Annotated in this window: 14 protein-coding genes; 12 read left to right on the forward strand and 2 right to left on the reverse strand. The window is 62.0% G+C overall.

Annotation, left to right across the window (positions count from 1 at the left end):
* The first annotated feature begins 453 nt into the window (after window positions 1-453).
* The 4 genes from NJLHNGOC_RS01695 (at window position 454) to spt (ending at window position 5,065) form a co-directional block, all read left to right on the forward strand.
* Window positions 454-1,590 carry a sensor domain-containing protein gene (locus NJLHNGOC_RS01695; protein ID WP_113594822.1) on the forward strand — a complete coding sequence of 379 codons (1,137 nt, stop codon included), beginning with the start codon at window positions 454-456 and terminating at the stop codon, window positions 1,588-1,590.
* A 50-nt stretch (window positions 1,591-1,640) separates the two neighbouring features.
* Complete coding sequence (locus NJLHNGOC_RS01700) at window positions 1,641-3,377, forward strand: fatty acyl-AMP ligase (protein WP_113594823.1); 1,737 nt, start codon at window positions 1,641-1,643, stop codon at window positions 3,375-3,377.
* 219 nt (window positions 3,378-3,596) lie between these two features.
* The gene (locus NJLHNGOC_RS01705; RefSeq protein ID WP_110527421.1) at window positions 3,597-3,848 is read left to right on the forward strand and encodes an acyl carrier protein; all 252 of its coding nucleotides are present in this window, start codon (window positions 3,597-3,599) and stop codon (window positions 3,846-3,848) included.
* 5 nt (window positions 3,849-3,853) lie between these two features.
* Window positions 3,854-5,065 (forward strand): serine palmitoyltransferase, encoded by a 1,212-nt coding sequence (gene spt / locus NJLHNGOC_RS01710; protein ID WP_113594824.1) that lies wholly within the window; start codon window positions 3,854-3,856, stop codon window positions 5,063-5,065.
* On the opposite strand, the gene NJLHNGOC_RS01715 is transcribed toward spt, so the two are convergent.
* Complete coding sequence (locus tag NJLHNGOC_RS01715) at window positions 5,040-6,008, reverse strand: hypothetical protein (protein ID WP_113595008.1); 969 nt, start codon at window positions 6,006-6,008, stop codon at window positions 5,040-5,042. The genes spt and NJLHNGOC_RS01715 overlap by 26 nt on opposite strands.
* Window positions 6,009-6,016: 8 nt before the next feature.
* The gene (locus NJLHNGOC_RS01720; protein WP_113595009.1) at window positions 6,017-6,994 is read right to left on the reverse strand and encodes a diacylglycerol/lipid kinase family protein; all 978 of its coding nucleotides are present in this window, start codon (window positions 6,992-6,994) and stop codon (window positions 6,017-6,019) included.
* A gap of 180 nt (window positions 6,995-7,174) precedes the next feature.
* On the opposite strand from NJLHNGOC_RS01720, the gene NJLHNGOC_RS01725 reads away from it, so the two are divergent.
* From NJLHNGOC_RS01725 to NJLHNGOC_RS01760, 8 genes are all read left to right on the forward strand, one after another.
* A complete protein-coding gene (locus NJLHNGOC_RS01725) occupies window positions 7,175-8,092 on the forward strand; it encodes a metallophosphoesterase family protein (RefSeq protein ID WP_239021259.1) in 918 nt (305 codons plus the stop codon).
* A complete protein-coding gene (locus NJLHNGOC_RS01730; protein WP_239021260.1) occupies window positions 8,092-9,330 on the forward strand; it encodes an LptF/LptG family permease in 1,239 nt (412 codons plus the stop codon). The genes NJLHNGOC_RS01725 and NJLHNGOC_RS01730 overlap by 1 nt, the downstream gene beginning before the upstream one ends.
* Window positions 9,327-10,448: an LptF/LptG family permease gene (locus tag NJLHNGOC_RS01735; protein WP_113594826.1), complete on the forward strand. Its 1,122-nt coding sequence runs from the start codon at window positions 9,327-9,329 to the stop codon at window positions 10,446-10,448. The genes NJLHNGOC_RS01730 and NJLHNGOC_RS01735 overlap by 4 nt, the downstream gene beginning before the upstream one ends.
* Window positions 10,445-11,227, forward strand: a complete 783-nt coding sequence (locus NJLHNGOC_RS01740) for a sterol desaturase family protein (protein ID WP_113594827.1) — start codon at window positions 10,445-10,447, stop codon at window positions 11,225-11,227. The genes NJLHNGOC_RS01735 and NJLHNGOC_RS01740 overlap by 4 nt, the downstream gene beginning before the upstream one ends.
* Window positions 11,224-12,006 carry a nucleotidyltransferase family protein gene (locus NJLHNGOC_RS01745; RefSeq protein ID WP_113594828.1) on the forward strand — a complete coding sequence of 261 codons (783 nt, stop codon included), beginning with the start codon at window positions 11,224-11,226 and terminating at the stop codon, window positions 12,004-12,006. The genes NJLHNGOC_RS01740 and NJLHNGOC_RS01745 overlap by 4 nt, the downstream gene beginning before the upstream one ends.
* A 68-nt stretch (window positions 12,007-12,074) precedes the next feature.
* Entirely contained in the window at window positions 12,075-12,587 is a 513-nt protein-coding gene (locus NJLHNGOC_RS01750; protein ID WP_113594829.1) for an MmcB family DNA repair protein, read from the forward strand.
* Between the two features lie 36 nt (window positions 12,588-12,623).
* Window positions 12,624-13,415: an inositol monophosphatase family protein gene (locus NJLHNGOC_RS01755; RefSeq protein WP_113594830.1), complete on the forward strand. Its 792-nt coding sequence runs from the start codon at window positions 12,624-12,626 to the stop codon at window positions 13,413-13,415.
* Between the two features lie 117 nt (window positions 13,416-13,532).
* Window positions 13,533-14,348 (forward strand): lipid-binding SYLF domain-containing protein, encoded by an 816-nt coding sequence (locus NJLHNGOC_RS01760; RefSeq protein WP_456306353.1) that lies wholly within the window; start codon window positions 13,533-13,535, stop codon window positions 14,346-14,348.
* Window positions 14,349-14,362 lie beyond the last annotated feature (14 nt).

A 14,362-nucleotide genomic window follows, 5' to 3' on the forward strand; every position in this document is an offset into this window, starting at 1 on the left:
GAAGCGGGTTTTAAGGAGATCGACCCCCATTGTCAACGCCTTATCCAACACCATGAAAAACGGCGGAAAACCGGCAAACCCGACCCGAAAACTCCCATTCCCGGCACGCACGCCCCAAAAAAAATCCAAAAAAAGAAGGGGAGGCTTTCGCCTCCCCTCCTTCACGTCCAGCATCCCGCATCCACGCGTCAGTCCCCGTCAACAACATGCCCGTCAATCGTCAGGTGATCGTCCGATGCCGAAACCTTCACCGTCTCGCCATCATGAATGTCCCCAGCAAGCAGACGCAGCACTTGATGGCCTTACCTACGCCATGAAATAACATCGGGCATCATATTTGCCGTAACTTTTTCCGTCCGTGCACCAACGCCTTTTAATTATAAAGGCCGTCTTCCGTCCCGTTCTGAACGCAATTTCCCTTTGTCACGATACAACAGCAGTCTGGATTGAAACGTGCCACGCGTTATTTTTCCTTATATCGGGCATCCGCATCAGGTGTTCCATTCATTGCCCATCGCACTTGAAATGGCGATCCGCCATCCAGAGACAGAAGTGCATCTGGCCAGCCTGACAGAAAAACGCGAAGCCCAACTGCAATCCCTGGCCAGATTCTATCCCGAAGCACGCGTACATTATGACCTGCTGAAACTGCCCCCGCTCCTCCGCAGGAAGATCGACCGGCATGGCCCCCAGCCACTCGACAAGATACTGACCCTCTTTTTAAACAAAGAATATTTCCGAAAGTTTCAGGCAATTGTCGTTCCTGAACGTACCAGCCTGTATCTGCGCCGCATGGGGGTTCACGCCCCAAAATTGGTCTGGACCCGCCACGGCGCGGGGGATCGCGCGGTGGGTTTTGCCAAGGATGTCCGGCACTTCGATTACATTCTTCTTGCCGGAAGCAAGGTCGAACAGCGCCTGATGGAACATGGGAGCCTGCGGCCGGGCCATTACCGGAATGGAATTTATGCAAAATTCGACCTGGTCCGGCGCATGAATATTCAACGTGAACCGCTGTTCCGGAACAACCGTCCGACCGTCCTCTACAATCCGCATTTCAGCCGCCACTTGTCATCATTCCCGAAATTCGGCATTCAGATACTCGATTATTTTGCACGACAGCAGAAATACAATCTGGTTTTCGCGCCGCATTTCAGGATGTTCGACGGTCATCGCGCCCGGGCCCAGCGGCTGTTTGATCCCTACCGGGACTGTGGACACATGCTATTCGATCCAGGTAGCGAGAAAAGCATCGACATGACTTATACCATGGGGTCCGACCTCTATATGGGTGATGTCAGCAGCCAGATCGCCGAGTTTCTAATCACGCCGCGTCCATGCCTGTTCCTGGATGCGCATGCGACCCAGTGGCAGAATAATCCCAACTATGCGAGCTGGAGCCTGGGAAACGTGATCCATTCCGTCACCGACCTGGGCCATGAAATCGACAGGGCATTTACGATGCAGAGCCAATTCCTCGACCGGCAGAAAACGTATATAAGCGATACGTTCGGTAGTGCCCTGCCGGGACCGACAGCTGCGACTGGTGCGAATTCAATCGTTGACTTTCTGAGGTCAAATGATCGATGACCAATTTTTCTTCATTCCAAGTTCTGCCTGTGGAAGTCACATTACCGGAAATGACACGTCTCCCGACCCCTACAGATTCTGGCCAGCCGCGACGCTACGGCGATTTCGATACCTTCCCGCAGGCGCTTGATTACGCCGCACAGGGCGAAAGCGGTTTCAATATCTATTCGGGTCGCGGTGAACTGCTCGAAGCCCTGCCTTACCGTGTCCTGCGTGAGCAGGCGCGGGAAGTCGCGAAACGCCTGCTGTCGCTGGGGCTGCAGCCGGGGGACCGGGTTGCGATCGTGGCGGAAAGCGACGGTGATTTCGCCCGGATTTTCTTCGGCTGCCAGTATGCGGGCCTGATCCCGGCCCCCCTGCCACTTCCGGTGGCGTTCGGGGGACGTGAAGGTTATATCGCAACCCTGCGTGGCATGGTGACGGGCGCCGATGCCTCGGCCGTGGTCATCGCCTCCATCATCGCCTCGTGGAAGGATGACCTTACCAAAGGGCTGGACCTGAAGTTTGCTGGGGTGCCCGAAGACCTGCTCGCGACGCCGATTACGGTTACCGACCTGCCCGAGGTCGGCGCGGACGACATTTCCTATCTTCAGTTTTCATCCGGCAGCACGCGCTTCCCCATGGGCATCGCGGTGACGCAGCGTTCGGGCATGGCCAATGCGCACGCCATCGCGCTCAACGGCCTGAAAGTGCGTGAAACCGGTGATCGCTGCGTTTCGTGGCTTCCGCTTTATCATGACATGGGACTGGTCGGTTTCTTTCTGACCCCGATGACCTGCCAGTTGAGCGTCGATCTGCTGCCGACCCGTGAATTCGCCCGCCGTCCCCATGTCTGGCTGGACCTCATCAGCCGCAACAGGGGGACCATTTCCTACAGCCCCTCCTTTGGTTACGAGTTGTGCGCCCGCCGCGCGACGTCGATTTCCCTCGACCTGTCCTGCTGGCGCGTGGCCGGGATCGGGGGGGACATGATCCGCTACCATATCCTGGAAGATTTCGCCGAACGCTTCGCCGCATCGGGGTTCGACAGCCGCGCTTTCACTGCCAGCTATGGCATGGCGGAAACCACGCTTGCCATCAGTTTCGTGCCGCTGGGTTCGGGGATCCAGACCGATACGATCGACCTGCGCGTTCTCGAGACACAGGCCATCGCCTCGCCTTCCAACGATCCGTCCCAGGTACTGCGCACGTTCGTGATCTGTGGGGAAGTGCTGCCGGAACACGAACTCGAAATCCGCGACAGCAATGGCAAGGTGCTTGACGACCGGAAGCTGGGGACGATTTTCGTGCGCGGCCCCAGCCTGATGCAGGGCTATTTCCGCCAGCCACAGGAAACCGCCAAGGTGCTGGATGCGGATGGATGGCTCAATACGGGCGATCTGGGCTATATGCTGAATGGACAGGTTGTCATTACCGGTCGCGCCAAGGACCTGATCATCATCAATGGCCGCAATATCTGGCCGCAGGATCTGGAATGGTCGGCGGAGACGGAAATTTCTTCCCTCCGCAGCCGTGACGTGGCCGTTTTCTCGGTCGATGAAAATGAAGGGGAAAAGATCGTGGCCTTGGTGCAGTGCCGGGCCACCACCCCCGAAGCGCGGGAAACCCTGCGCAATGAGACCGTGAACCTGTTCCGCCGTCAGCATGGCGTCGATGTTTCGGTCATCCTCGTGCCGCCGCACACCCTGCCCCAGACTTCGTCGGGCAAGCTGACGCGGGCACGGGCCAAGGCGATGCTGCTGTCTGGCGCGTTCAAGCCGATCGACACCACCATTTCCGTCGCCTGAGGCTTTTCGCGCCTGCAGGTCAGGCCTGCGGAGAGCCTCTGCCTGCCGGAAGCGGCTCAACGCGGCACTGGTCAAAATGACGTTTTTCAATCATAAGGGGTTCCGTCATGGGGGACGCCATGTGGCGCGACCCCTGTTCCGGGGAAATCCGGACTCTGGCAACGATATGCTGATCCCCTACCGCGATATCCGGCAGGGTCATGCCATAAGGATGTAATAATGAGTGAAACGGTAGCGGACGTCTCGGCCATCATTGTGCAGACACTGCTGGCGAACCCCAAGGTTCCTCGCGATATCAATGGCAGCAGCAAGATCGTCGAGGATCTGGCTTTCGATTCACTGGCCGTCATGAACTTCGTGATGGAAATCGAGGACAAGCTTGACGTTTCCGTTCCGCTGGACCGGCTGGCGGATATCCGCACGATCGACGATCTGGCGGCCTGTATCGTGTCACTCAAGCAGGCGTCCTGATCCGCATGTCCATCTTCTCGAAATATGAAGGCCTGTCGCATTCGCTGTCCAGCATCACGGCCGACGGGGGACGCAATCCGTTCGACGTGGTGATCGAACGTCCGATCTCCTCCACGGTGGGCCTGATCGAAGGGCGCGAGACGCTGCTGTTCGGCACCAACAACTATCTCGGCCTGAGCCAGTCGCCCGCGGCGATCGAAGCGGCGGTCGAAGCGGCACGCAAATATGGCGTGGGGACGACCGGATCACGCATCGCCAACGGCACGCAGGGCCTGCACCGTCAGCTGGAAAGCCGGCTGGCCGCTTTTTTCCGTCGCCGCCACTGCATGGTGTTTTCGACGGGATACCAGGCGAACCTGGGCACGATTTCTGCGCTGGCGGGCAAGGATGACTTTCTGCTGCTCGATGCCGACAGCCATGCCAGCATCTATGACGGCAGCCGTCTGGGCCATGCGCAGGTGATCCGTTTCCGTCATAACGATGCCGATGACCTGCACAAGCGCCTGCGCCGCCTCGACGGCAGGCCGGGGGCCAGGCTGATCGTGGTGGAAGGCATCTATTCCATGATGGGCGACGTGGTCCCGATGGCGGAGTTCGCGCAGGTGAAGCGCGAAACCGGCGCATGGCTGCTGGCCGATGAAGCCCATTCCGTGGGCGTGATGGGCGAGTATGGGCGCGGCGTTGCCGAGGCGGACGGCGTGGAGGATGACATCGACTTCGTTGTCGGCACGTTCTCCAAGAGCCTTGGGACGGTCGGGGGATACTGCGTTTCCAACCATGACGGCCTGAACCTCATCCGCCTGTGTTCGCGTCCCTACATGTTCACCGCCTCCCTCCCGCCGGAAGTGATCGCAGCCACCATGGCGGCGCTGGATGAGCTGGAAAACCGGCCGGAACTGCGCCATCAGCTGATGGACAATGCCCGTCGGCTGCATGCGGGGCTGAATGCCGCGGGCCTGCGCACCGGCCCGCAGGCAAGTCCTGTCGTTTCCGTCATCCTTGATGATGTGGGTCAGGCGGTCGCTTTCTGGAACCGGCTTCTGGATCTGGGGGTGTATGTCAACCTGAGCCTGCCGCCCGCGACACCGGACCAGCATCCGTTGCTGCGCACCTCCGTCATGGCAACGCATACGCCGGCCCAGATCGATCAGGCCGTCAGCGTCTTTGCCGCCGTGGCCGGGGAAATGGGGATCAATCGGGCTGCTGTTTCCGCCTGAAAAAGCCTGCCTGCCGCAGCGACCATAACAGGTGTGGCAGGCAGATGAGGGGATGGCGTTCGGCAAAAGGGGACAGCGGCAGTTCGATGCCGGAATGCCGCTTTATCTTCCACGCGATGTAGCGCGCGCCGCCCGTAAAGGTAAACGCGGCCTTTGCCAGTCGCGCGATGTTCAGCGGACGCCCCGCCTTCTGCCGCAACCACCAGCCCGCGTGCATCCGCTCCCGCCAGGCCGCGTCCGTCCGGGGCACGAGCATGTCGCCATGCTGATCGAAAGGCAGTCCGTCCGCGCGCCACGCCGCCGTCAACAGCGCTGCGTAACGGGCTTCCTTCCCTTCGACAAGGGCGCGCGGACGCTTGCGGCTGCTTTCGACCCGCAGTTCCGCGCCATAGGTATTCGAAAAAAGCGCGTTCCAGAATTCGTCCGCCCGTCCCTCGCGCGGGCCCAGCGCCATGGCCCATCGCGCCGCCATGCCCACCGCCCGGATCAGGCAGCCAAGAATCGCGTCAGCCGCATCGGGGCCACTGACCCAGACAAGCCGCACGGGCTGGCAGAACCGGGCCCAGATCGTCGTATCCAGCGTCCTGCGGCCTGTCATGTGCCGGAACTGCTCCAGCGTCAGGATCGCGACCTTGGCCCGCAGGGTGCGCCCGTTGACCGGCAATTCATGATATTCCACGTTTGGCGGCAGCAGCCGGTTGGCCGTCCGCGCCCATCCACCGGCGGGCCAGTCGGACAGGCGCCGCACGATGACATAGAAATCCAGCACCCCATCCATGTCCGGCTGGCGCAGGGCCGAACCATAAAACAGCACGCCCATCGGCTGCGCCGCGCCAATCATGCCGGTCACGAAGGCCGTGATTTCCACCGGAACCGGCTGAACCAGCTCGGATGCCAGCAGATGGGCGATCTGGCCGCCGGCGCTGTCGGGTCGTGCGTTCATCTTGTCCATCAGGCCTGAATGAAATCAATGGGCGGCGTCACCGAAAGGTAGGTCACGCCATCGGGTCCGGAATCGAGGACTTCGCCATCAAGGACGAAATCCTCCTTCATTTCCAGCCGGATCCGCATGGCGCATCCGCTGTCATAGGCGCTTTCGTTCCTCAGCCACTGGGGCACGCGCCCCCGCAGCAGCGACGTGACCGCCGCGGTCAGCCGGGGCGGCATGCCCGCGACATCCAGATAACGGATGCCATCATCGTGCGATTCGGCCCCATGCCAGAAGGGCCACACGCCATAAGGCAGGCTCTGCAATGTGGTCGCCAGGAACAGGAAACAGTTCTCCTGCCGCGCGGGGGCATCCCCCACCGTGATCGACAGGCGGTCGCCCTGTGTCCATTCACGCCTGAAGCGTCGTGACAGCAGATGCGCAACGGACGATCCCAGCGTCACCACCACCGCCATTTCATGGGAATACCGGTCCAGGATCTGGGGCTGGTGCGCCAGTTCGATGGCGCGCCGGAACGCGGCCGTGCCATGGAACATTCCCACGACGGGCGTGCGCTGCGGGTCGCTCCAGCTGACGACAAGGCCACGGCGACGACGGATGTTGCGCCGCATGCCCCCCCCCAGCGCAAGCTGGTTCAGACGGACCAGCGCCTCCATCCCCCGCAGCCCGAAACCGACGTCGCCCGCGATCAGGTTGGTATTGCCCGACGGCAGGAGCGCCAGCGCGGGCAGCCGGTCGGGACGATAATATCTGTGAATGGCGCTGAGCACATCGCTCAGCGTGCCGTCCCCCCCGTCAACGACGATGCACTGGACATCGCGGCGCGCCAGTTCCTCTACCTGATGGAGCAGCTCTGCCTGTGACGCGGGCGAGAGGAAATTTTCCCCCAGCGACTGCCGGGCCATCATGCTGTAATGTTCGTTCCCGCTCCGATTCCGCCGACTGCGCGGATTATGAATGATGACGAAGCGTGCTGTCACGGATGATCCCAATCGTTTAGAAATTTGACGTACGGGCCATAAGCAACCATCTGCCTTTTATTGCAAGGCACGAAAACCCGCCTCCCCCCGACATTATGCCTGTCGGGATGGCCCGATCCGGCCAGCGCAACGCCTGTATGCAAAGCCCGCTTGGCGCATCCATGATGCTTCCAGAGGAAAGTGCCTTTGATCGACATTACACTTGCACACGCCTCCGACCCGCATCTGACGATGGACAGTCTTCATATCCGTCCGCGTGATCTTCTTAACAAACGCGCGCTGAGCTACCTCTCGTGGCAGAGGCGGCGGCGGCGCCATCAGGCACGGACGTTGCAGCGGGTCATGGACGACATCATCGCCCATGATGTCGACATGCTGGCGCTGACGGGGGACCTGACCAATCTCGGCCTGCCGGATGAATGCGCGCAGGCGGCCCGGTGGCTGTCGCGCCTGCCGATGCCCGTCACTGTCATTCCGGGCAATCATGACGCGCTTGTCCGCAGCGACTGGCACGAGACGATCGGCCGGTGGAGCGCGTGGATGGGGCCCCTGCCCTTTCCCTATATCCGCCGGATCGGGCCGGTTGCCCTGATCGGCGTCAATTCGGCCCATCCCACGCCATGCTTCTGCGCGGCGGGAAGCATCGGGGCGCGGCAGTGCGCGCGCCTTGCCACGATCCTGGATGAAACGGGACGCCAGGGACTCTACCGCGTCATCATGATCCACCATCCGCCGCTGGCGCGCCTGACGACGCCACGCAAGTCCCTGCGCGACGCGGACGGGTTCGCTGCATGCATCGCACGCAATGGGGCCGAGCTGGTACTGCATGGACATACCCATGTCTCCACCCAGACGACCATGCCCGGCCCCGTGGGGCCCGTGCCGGTGGTGGGGGTGGCGTCAGCCTCCGCCTGCGTGGCTGATCCCGCGCGCGCGGCGTCATGGAACCGGGTGCGCATCTCGACACTGCCGGATGGCTATCGCACCGAAATCACGCGCCGCATCATCCTGCCGGGGGAAGCCCCCCTCGGCACGCCGCCAATTATTTTCACGGCGACTGCTGCATCACCGCGTCTTTCGGGTATAAGCAGCCCCTGATGAACGTTCCGCCATTCATGCACCGCTGTTTCCGGGGATTGGTGCCCGGGACGCTGGATCGTTACCTGCTGCAGCAGGTGGTGCCACCATTTTCCATTTCGCTGGGCGTGGTCATGGCGGCCCTGCTGCTGGAACGGCTGCTGGCGCTGTTTAACATGCTGGCCTCCAACGGCAGTTCGATGAAGACGTTCCTGGCGCTGCTGACGGATCTGGTGCCGCATTACCTTGGCCTCGCCCTGCCGGCCGCCATGTGCGTCAGCGTGTTTTCCGTCATCCGGCGCATGAGCCAGAATCACGAAATCGACGCCCTGATGGCCAGTGGCGTCTCGATGTTCCGTATCGCGCGGCCCTTCATCATCGTGGGAACGATCCTCGGCGCGCTCAGCTTCTCGCTTTATGGCTTCATCCAGCCCTATGCGCGGTATGACTACCGCTCGGCGCTGTATTTCGCCAGTCACAGCGGCTGGGCGCCGCACCTGCAGTCCCACATGTTTGCAGCACCATCGCGCGATCTGATGCTGACGGCGGAAAAGGTCGATGACGCGGGGTCGCGCCTGTTCACGGTCTTTATCCGCGACAACAGCAGCCATGAGGTGACCCGCTACATCACCGCGCGCAAGGGATACCTGTATATCCCGAACAATGAAGAAAAGATCCGCCTCGACCTGATTGACGGGACGATCATCACCGACCGGCATGACAAGAGCCCGTCCATCATCCATTTCGACCATACGACCGAGCTGTTTTCGCCCCACGGCCAGCTTGACAAGATGCAGGCCAACCGCAGCCGGGGACAGACGGAACGTGAACTGACGCTGCCTGAGCTGTATCACGACATCCGCCATGGCATGCCGGGGATCAAGCATTCCTATCTGGTCGCGGAACTGCATTTCCGCCTTGCGCGCACGATCGCGATTCCGTTCATTCCGTTCCTTGCCTGCGCGCTGGCGATCATGGCTAAACGGCAGAAACGCAGCATCGGCCTGCCGATCGCCGCCGTTACGCTGGTGGGCTTTGACCACACGTTGCAAATGGGTCTCAGTCTTGTCGCGAATGTCCACATGTCGCCACTGGTGGTGATCTGGCTTCCGACGCTGATATTCGCCCTGGGCTGTGTCGAAACGCTGGTCTGGCGCTGCGGAGGACTTCGCGTCCTGCTCATGGCGCCGCATCCTTCTTCGCAACGCGTCCTGTCGCCTGACGGCCTGCCGACGCGGACGCAGGATTCGCATCCATGAAACTGAAGGGAAAGACGATACGCCTGCTGCCCGGCGGCCGCGTGCTGGTGGGCTATCTGACCCGGGAACTGCTGGGCAAGATTTTCGCCACCGCCGCGGTCATCATCGCGCTGATGGAGGTCCTGGCGCTTCTGGAACAGGTGACGGAAATCATGGGCCGCCATCTGGGCCTGTCCGGCGTGCTGTATTACGCCGTGATCCGCCTGCCGCTGCTGTTTGGCAATGCGATGCCGCTGGCGGTCCTGATCGGGGCGCTGATCACATTGCTGCAGCTGACGATCTCGAACGAGATTTCGATCCTGCGCGCCGCCGGCCTTTCGACGCCGGGCCTGTTCCGCCTGTTCCTGCCCGCGATACTGGGGTTGGGGGTTTTGTGCGTAGTGGTGGACGATCAGGTCGTCCCGCGCAGTGAAATCGCGCAGGCACGGTGGTGGAACGCCACGAATCCCTCCCCCACCGGGGTTTCACGCGATGTCTGGTTCCGCACCGGCATGACGCTCGTCAACATTCAGGGCATCGCGAAGGGAGGGCGCGAACTGCATGACGTGACCCTCTATCGCCGCGATAACGACGGCCAGGTGGAAAAGGTCCTCCACCTGCCCAAGGTCAGCTATTTCATCAACAGATGGAGCGGATATCCCGACCATGTCCTGACGGTCATCAGCCCCACGCGCGTGGAACAGCTTGATACCGGTTCCGACACGCGCCTTGTGCTGGACTGGCCGCGGACGCTGACGCCGGATCTGGTCCTGCAGCTGGCGCTGGATACGCCACAGTCGATTCTGACCATGATGCAGGTGCTCGACAATGATTTTCCTTCCAGCCAGTCCCCTGCATTTTTCATGACCGAAATACTGGGTCGTATCATGTTACCCCTGACATTTACGGTTATGCTGTTATTGGCCATCCCGGTGGTTTATATCCCCCCGCGGGCCGGGACACGCAGCTGGCTGCCAATATGGTGCCTGGGGGCAGGTCTGCTGTTTGTCGTATTCCAGGGATTGTTGCGGGCCTTGGGCAATGCCGGTACGCTTCCCTCTCTGGTGGCGGTTTTTGTCGGGATCGTAATTTTCATTCTCGGCGTGGTGACAGTGCTATTGAGGATTGAAGAACGATGATTACCAGTACCCTGAAGAACACATCCATCCGGACGGGGCGCAGCTTCGATCTGGGGAAGATGAATCTTCGCCAGCTGTGGATCGCCTATCTGACCTATCCGACTATCCTGCTCTACGTCGCCCTGGCGGCGGGAAGCTTCGCGGTCATGGTCCATACCTTCGTATCCTGGCTGCCGGTCGTTATCAGCATCCTGTCGGTCGTCCTGGTCTATCCGCTGGTCTGGTACGCCATCCACCGCTTCATCCTGCACGGACGCTTCCTCTATCGCCTGAAAATGACCTCCGCCCTGTGGAAGCGCATTCATTTCGACCATCATCAGGACCCGCACCTGCTGGATGTCCTGTTCGGCTCCCCGCTGAACACCATTCCCACCATCGCGATCGTCACCATTCCCATCGGCTTTGCCATCGGGCAGATCGCAGGTGCCGCCGCCGCCTTTGGCGCGGGGCTTACGATCACCTGCATCTATGAATTCTTTCACTGTATCCAGCATCTCAACTACAAGCCGAAGATGTCATGGATCCAGCGGATGAAGCAGCGTCACGTGCTGCATCACTTCCACAACGAAAACGGCAATTACGGCATCACCAGCTTCGTCGCCGACCGCCTGTTCCGCAGCTATTACGTCGACGCCAAGAGCTGCACGCGCAGCCCCAGCGTCTTCAACCTGGGATACGATCAGGACGAGGCGAAGCGTTACCCGTGGGTCATGGACCTGACGGGATCGCCGCCGCGTGACCGCCCCGATGGCGCGAATCCCAACCGGAACGCTGCATGACCGATATTCCGGGGCTTGACGTCCTTATCCTTGCCGGCAGCCGCCGGGGGGTGCGCGACCCCATGGCGCAGGCGGCCGGCATTTCGCACAAGGCCCTTCTTCCCGTCTGTGGGCGCCCGATGATCACCCGCGTATGCGATGCCCTGATGCAGGTGCCGGGGCTTGGGAAAATCGTGGTGTGCATCGACGATCCCGACGTCCTGCGTGGCGCGGTGCCACCATCCGTCACCTTCATCCCCGAAGCGGCAGGCCCGAGCGCAAGCGTCATGAACGCGCTTGCCACGCTTGGCGCGCCCCTGCTTGTCACGACCGCCGATCATGCGCTCCTGCGGCCGGAATGGGTCGAGTCCTTCATTGCCGATTCCACGCGCGCGCAGTGCGACATGTCTGCGGGCATCGCACTGGAAGGCGCCATCGCCCGCGACGTGCCCGACACGAAACGCACGATGATCCGTCTGGCGGATGGGGCATTTTCGGGATGTAACCTGTTCTTCCTGCGCACGCCCGCGGCGATGTCGGTCCTGAAGCTGTGGCAGCGGCTGGAAAATGACCGCAAGCATCCGCTGCGCATGGCCCGCCTGCTGGGCCCCGGCATCCTGCTGCGCTTTGTCCTGCGCCGTCTGACGCGCGCCGCCCTGTGCCGGCGCATCGGCCGCCTGACGGGCGCGCGGGTCGGGCTTATTCCCATTGATGACGGACGCGCCGCCGTGGATGTCGACAAACCGGCGGACCTGGAACTGGTGACCCGCCTGATCGGACGGGACACGGCGGCAGCCTGAAGGTCCCGACGGGATGATCGCAGCGCCGGGTGTTGCCCACGACCTGAAAAATGGCATCAGATAGCCGCATGGACGCCCCCCTGACCGACATGACGACCGCAGATGTCCAGCCCGCGATCCGGCGGGCGGTGGCGCATCTGTGTGGTCAGCATGGCTGGGCCATCCTGCATGAAATGCCATTGCCCAATCGCCGCCGCGCGGATGTCATGGCGCTGTGCCCCGCCGGTCGGCTGACCTGCATTGAAATCAAATCCGGGCTGCCTGATTTCCGCAGCGACCTCAAATGGCCGGAATACCGGCCGTGGTGCGATGCCTTTTATTTCGCGGTGCCCGCCTTTTTCCCGCGCGACGTCCTGCCCGATGATGTCGGGGTGATGGTGGTGGACCTGCCCGCGCCCCCTGTCCGGACCAGCATGATCGCGGATGCCGCCATCCTGCGTCCCGCGCCGTCGCACCCGTTGCCGGCGGCGCGACGACGCAGCCTGACCCACAGGTTCGCCATGCTCGCGGCGCAGAGGCTGAACAGGATGGAAGATCCCACGCTGGCGACCGTATTGCAGACGGCACTTCGATCCGACTGACGCGTTTCCCTTCTCACCCCCAAAAGGAGTTCCCCCATGCCCAGTCCCCATATCCTGTACCGTTTCGAGGCCGCGCGTTCCGTCGTGCGCGACGCGGCGGAACTGGCGATGAAGATGCGCCCGGCCCCCGGTGGCCCGCAGGCGACGCAGAAAGCCGCGCAGGACTGGCTGACGGAAACTGACGGCGCGGTGGAGGCCCTGATTTCACATCGCATCGGCCAGATGTTCCCCGAAGACGGATTCCAGGGCGAAGAGGAAGGCCGCACCCGTGGCGGCAGCCTGCGCTGGGTGGTTGATCCCATCGACGGGACCTCCAACTACGCGCGCGGCCGCAACCGCTGGTGCATTTCCCTTGGGCTGATGGATGGCGACACCCCCATTGCCGGCATCATTGAAGCCCCCGCCCTGCGGGAGACCTATACCGCCGTGCGGGGACAGGGCGCCTTTCTGAACGGACGGCCGATCCATGCCTCCACCGTTTTGGATCCCGCCTCCTCCATGATCGAGATGGGGTGGAGCAACCGGGTGAAGCCGGGCGTATTCCAGCAGAAGATCGACGCCATCCTGAACCTCGGCGCGATGCCACGTTCCGGCGGGTCCGGCGCCATCGCCCTTGCCGAAGTCGCGTGCGGACGGCAGGACGGCTATCTGGAAATGAGCATCAACCTGTGGGACGTCGCCGCGGCCCTCGTCCTGCTGGAGGAGGCTGGCGCGCGGGTTTCGCCCTTCCTGCGCGATGGCGGGCTGGAGGGGGATGCCACCATCCTTGCGGCGGCCCCGCATATTGCGGATGTCCTTTCGCAGGCGGTCGGCGTATCGATGGATTGATGAACCGCCGACACTGACATAAGCAGCCATTATTCGGCCACGAAAACGGGGCATGTCCCGGCGCGGGGCATAACCCGTTCATGCCACGGCCCGGCACGATCGAAAGGGAGCACAGGCGTGCGAAACGGTTTTTTCGTCAAAAGTCTCATGGCCGCAACGTTCATGGCCATGCCATGCCATGCCGTCATGGCCGCCACGGCCACGGCGGAAAAGGAGCAGAACCTTGTCGATCAGGCGACGCTGACGGTCCGCGACATGTTTTCGGGCGCCAAATCCAACAGCAAGATCACGCGCTACCTCGCACAGGCACGTGGGGTCATCGTATGTCCATCGGTCATGCGCATGTCCATCGGCTTTGGCGGGGGCAGCGGGGGATGCGTGCTGCTGACGCGTGACGGGCGCGGGTCATGGTCGGATCCGGCCTTCTACAAGATCACGACCGCCAATTTCGGGCTGCAGCTGGGCATGCAGGATGCGGAGATCATGATGTTCGTCATGACCGATACCGGCGTGCAGTCCCTGCTGGACAGCCAGTTCAAGCTGAGCGCCGACATGGGCACCTCTTTCGCATCATCCGGATCGGGGGTCGAAAGCGGCACGGCGGGGTCCCATAACACGGGCATCATGGGTGTCCAGAAATCCAAGGGCCTGTTTGCCGGCGCCGCCCTTGGCGGATCCAAGCTGAAGGTCAACAGCCCGGCGAATCGTGCCTATTACAACCAGATCGTCGGACCGGAAGACATCGTGATTTCCATGCGTGTCAATAATCCGGGCGCAGACCCCCTGCGCAGCGCGCTCAGCGAGGTTCTGACGACGGCGCAGGCCAATGTCCCCCCGGGCGAGAGCGCGACGTCAGGGACAAGCGGCGGACAGCCCGTCGTCCAGCCCGCGCAGGCGGGACAGGTCCACAGTCAGGAACTGCCCAGCCAGTAAGGACGCGCGATCGT

The sequence above is a fragment of the Novacetimonas cocois genome (assembly GCF_003311635.1).
Taxonomy (GTDB): Bacteria; Pseudomonadota; Alphaproteobacteria; order Acetobacterales; family Acetobacteraceae; genus Novacetimonas; species Novacetimonas cocois.

What these genes read in the sequence shown, in the direction of transcription:
- NJLHNGOC_RS01705 (WP_110527421.1), top strand. Translation starts at nt 3,597, where the DNA reads ATGAGTGAAACGGTAGCGGACGTCTCGGCCATCATTGTGCAGACACTG.
- NJLHNGOC_RS01735 (WP_113594826.1), top strand. Translation starts at nt 9,327, where the DNA reads ATGAAACTGAAGGGAAAGACGATACGCCTGCTGCCCGGCGGCCGCGTG.
- spt (WP_113594824.1), top strand. Translation starts at nt 3,854, where the DNA reads ATGTCCATCTTCTCGAAATATGAAGGCCTGTCGCATTCGCTGTCCAGC.
- NJLHNGOC_RS01700 (WP_113594823.1), top strand. Translation starts at nt 1,641, where the DNA reads ATGACACGTCTCCCGACCCCTACAGATTCTGGCCAGCCGCGACGCTAC.
- NJLHNGOC_RS01750 (WP_113594829.1), top strand. Translation starts at nt 12,075, where the DNA reads ATGGACGCCCCCCTGACCGACATGACGACCGCAGATGTCCAGCCCGCG.
- NJLHNGOC_RS01755 (WP_113594830.1), top strand. Translation starts at nt 12,624, where the DNA reads ATGCCCAGTCCCCATATCCTGTACCGTTTCGAGGCCGCGCGTTCCGTC.
- NJLHNGOC_RS01730 (WP_239021260.1), top strand. Translation starts at nt 8,092, where the DNA reads ATGAACGTTCCGCCATTCATGCACCGCTGTTTCCGGGGATTGGTGCCC.
- NJLHNGOC_RS01745 (WP_113594828.1), top strand. Translation starts at nt 11,224, where the DNA reads ATGACCGATATTCCGGGGCTTGACGTCCTTATCCTTGCCGGCAGCCGC.
- NJLHNGOC_RS01715 (WP_113595008.1), bottom strand. Translation starts at nt 6,008, where the DNA reads ATGAACGCACGACCCGACAGCGCCGGCGGCCAGATCGCCCATCTGCTG.
- NJLHNGOC_RS01740 (WP_113594827.1), top strand. Translation starts at nt 10,445, where the DNA reads ATGATTACCAGTACCCTGAAGAACACATCCATCCGGACGGGGCGCAGC.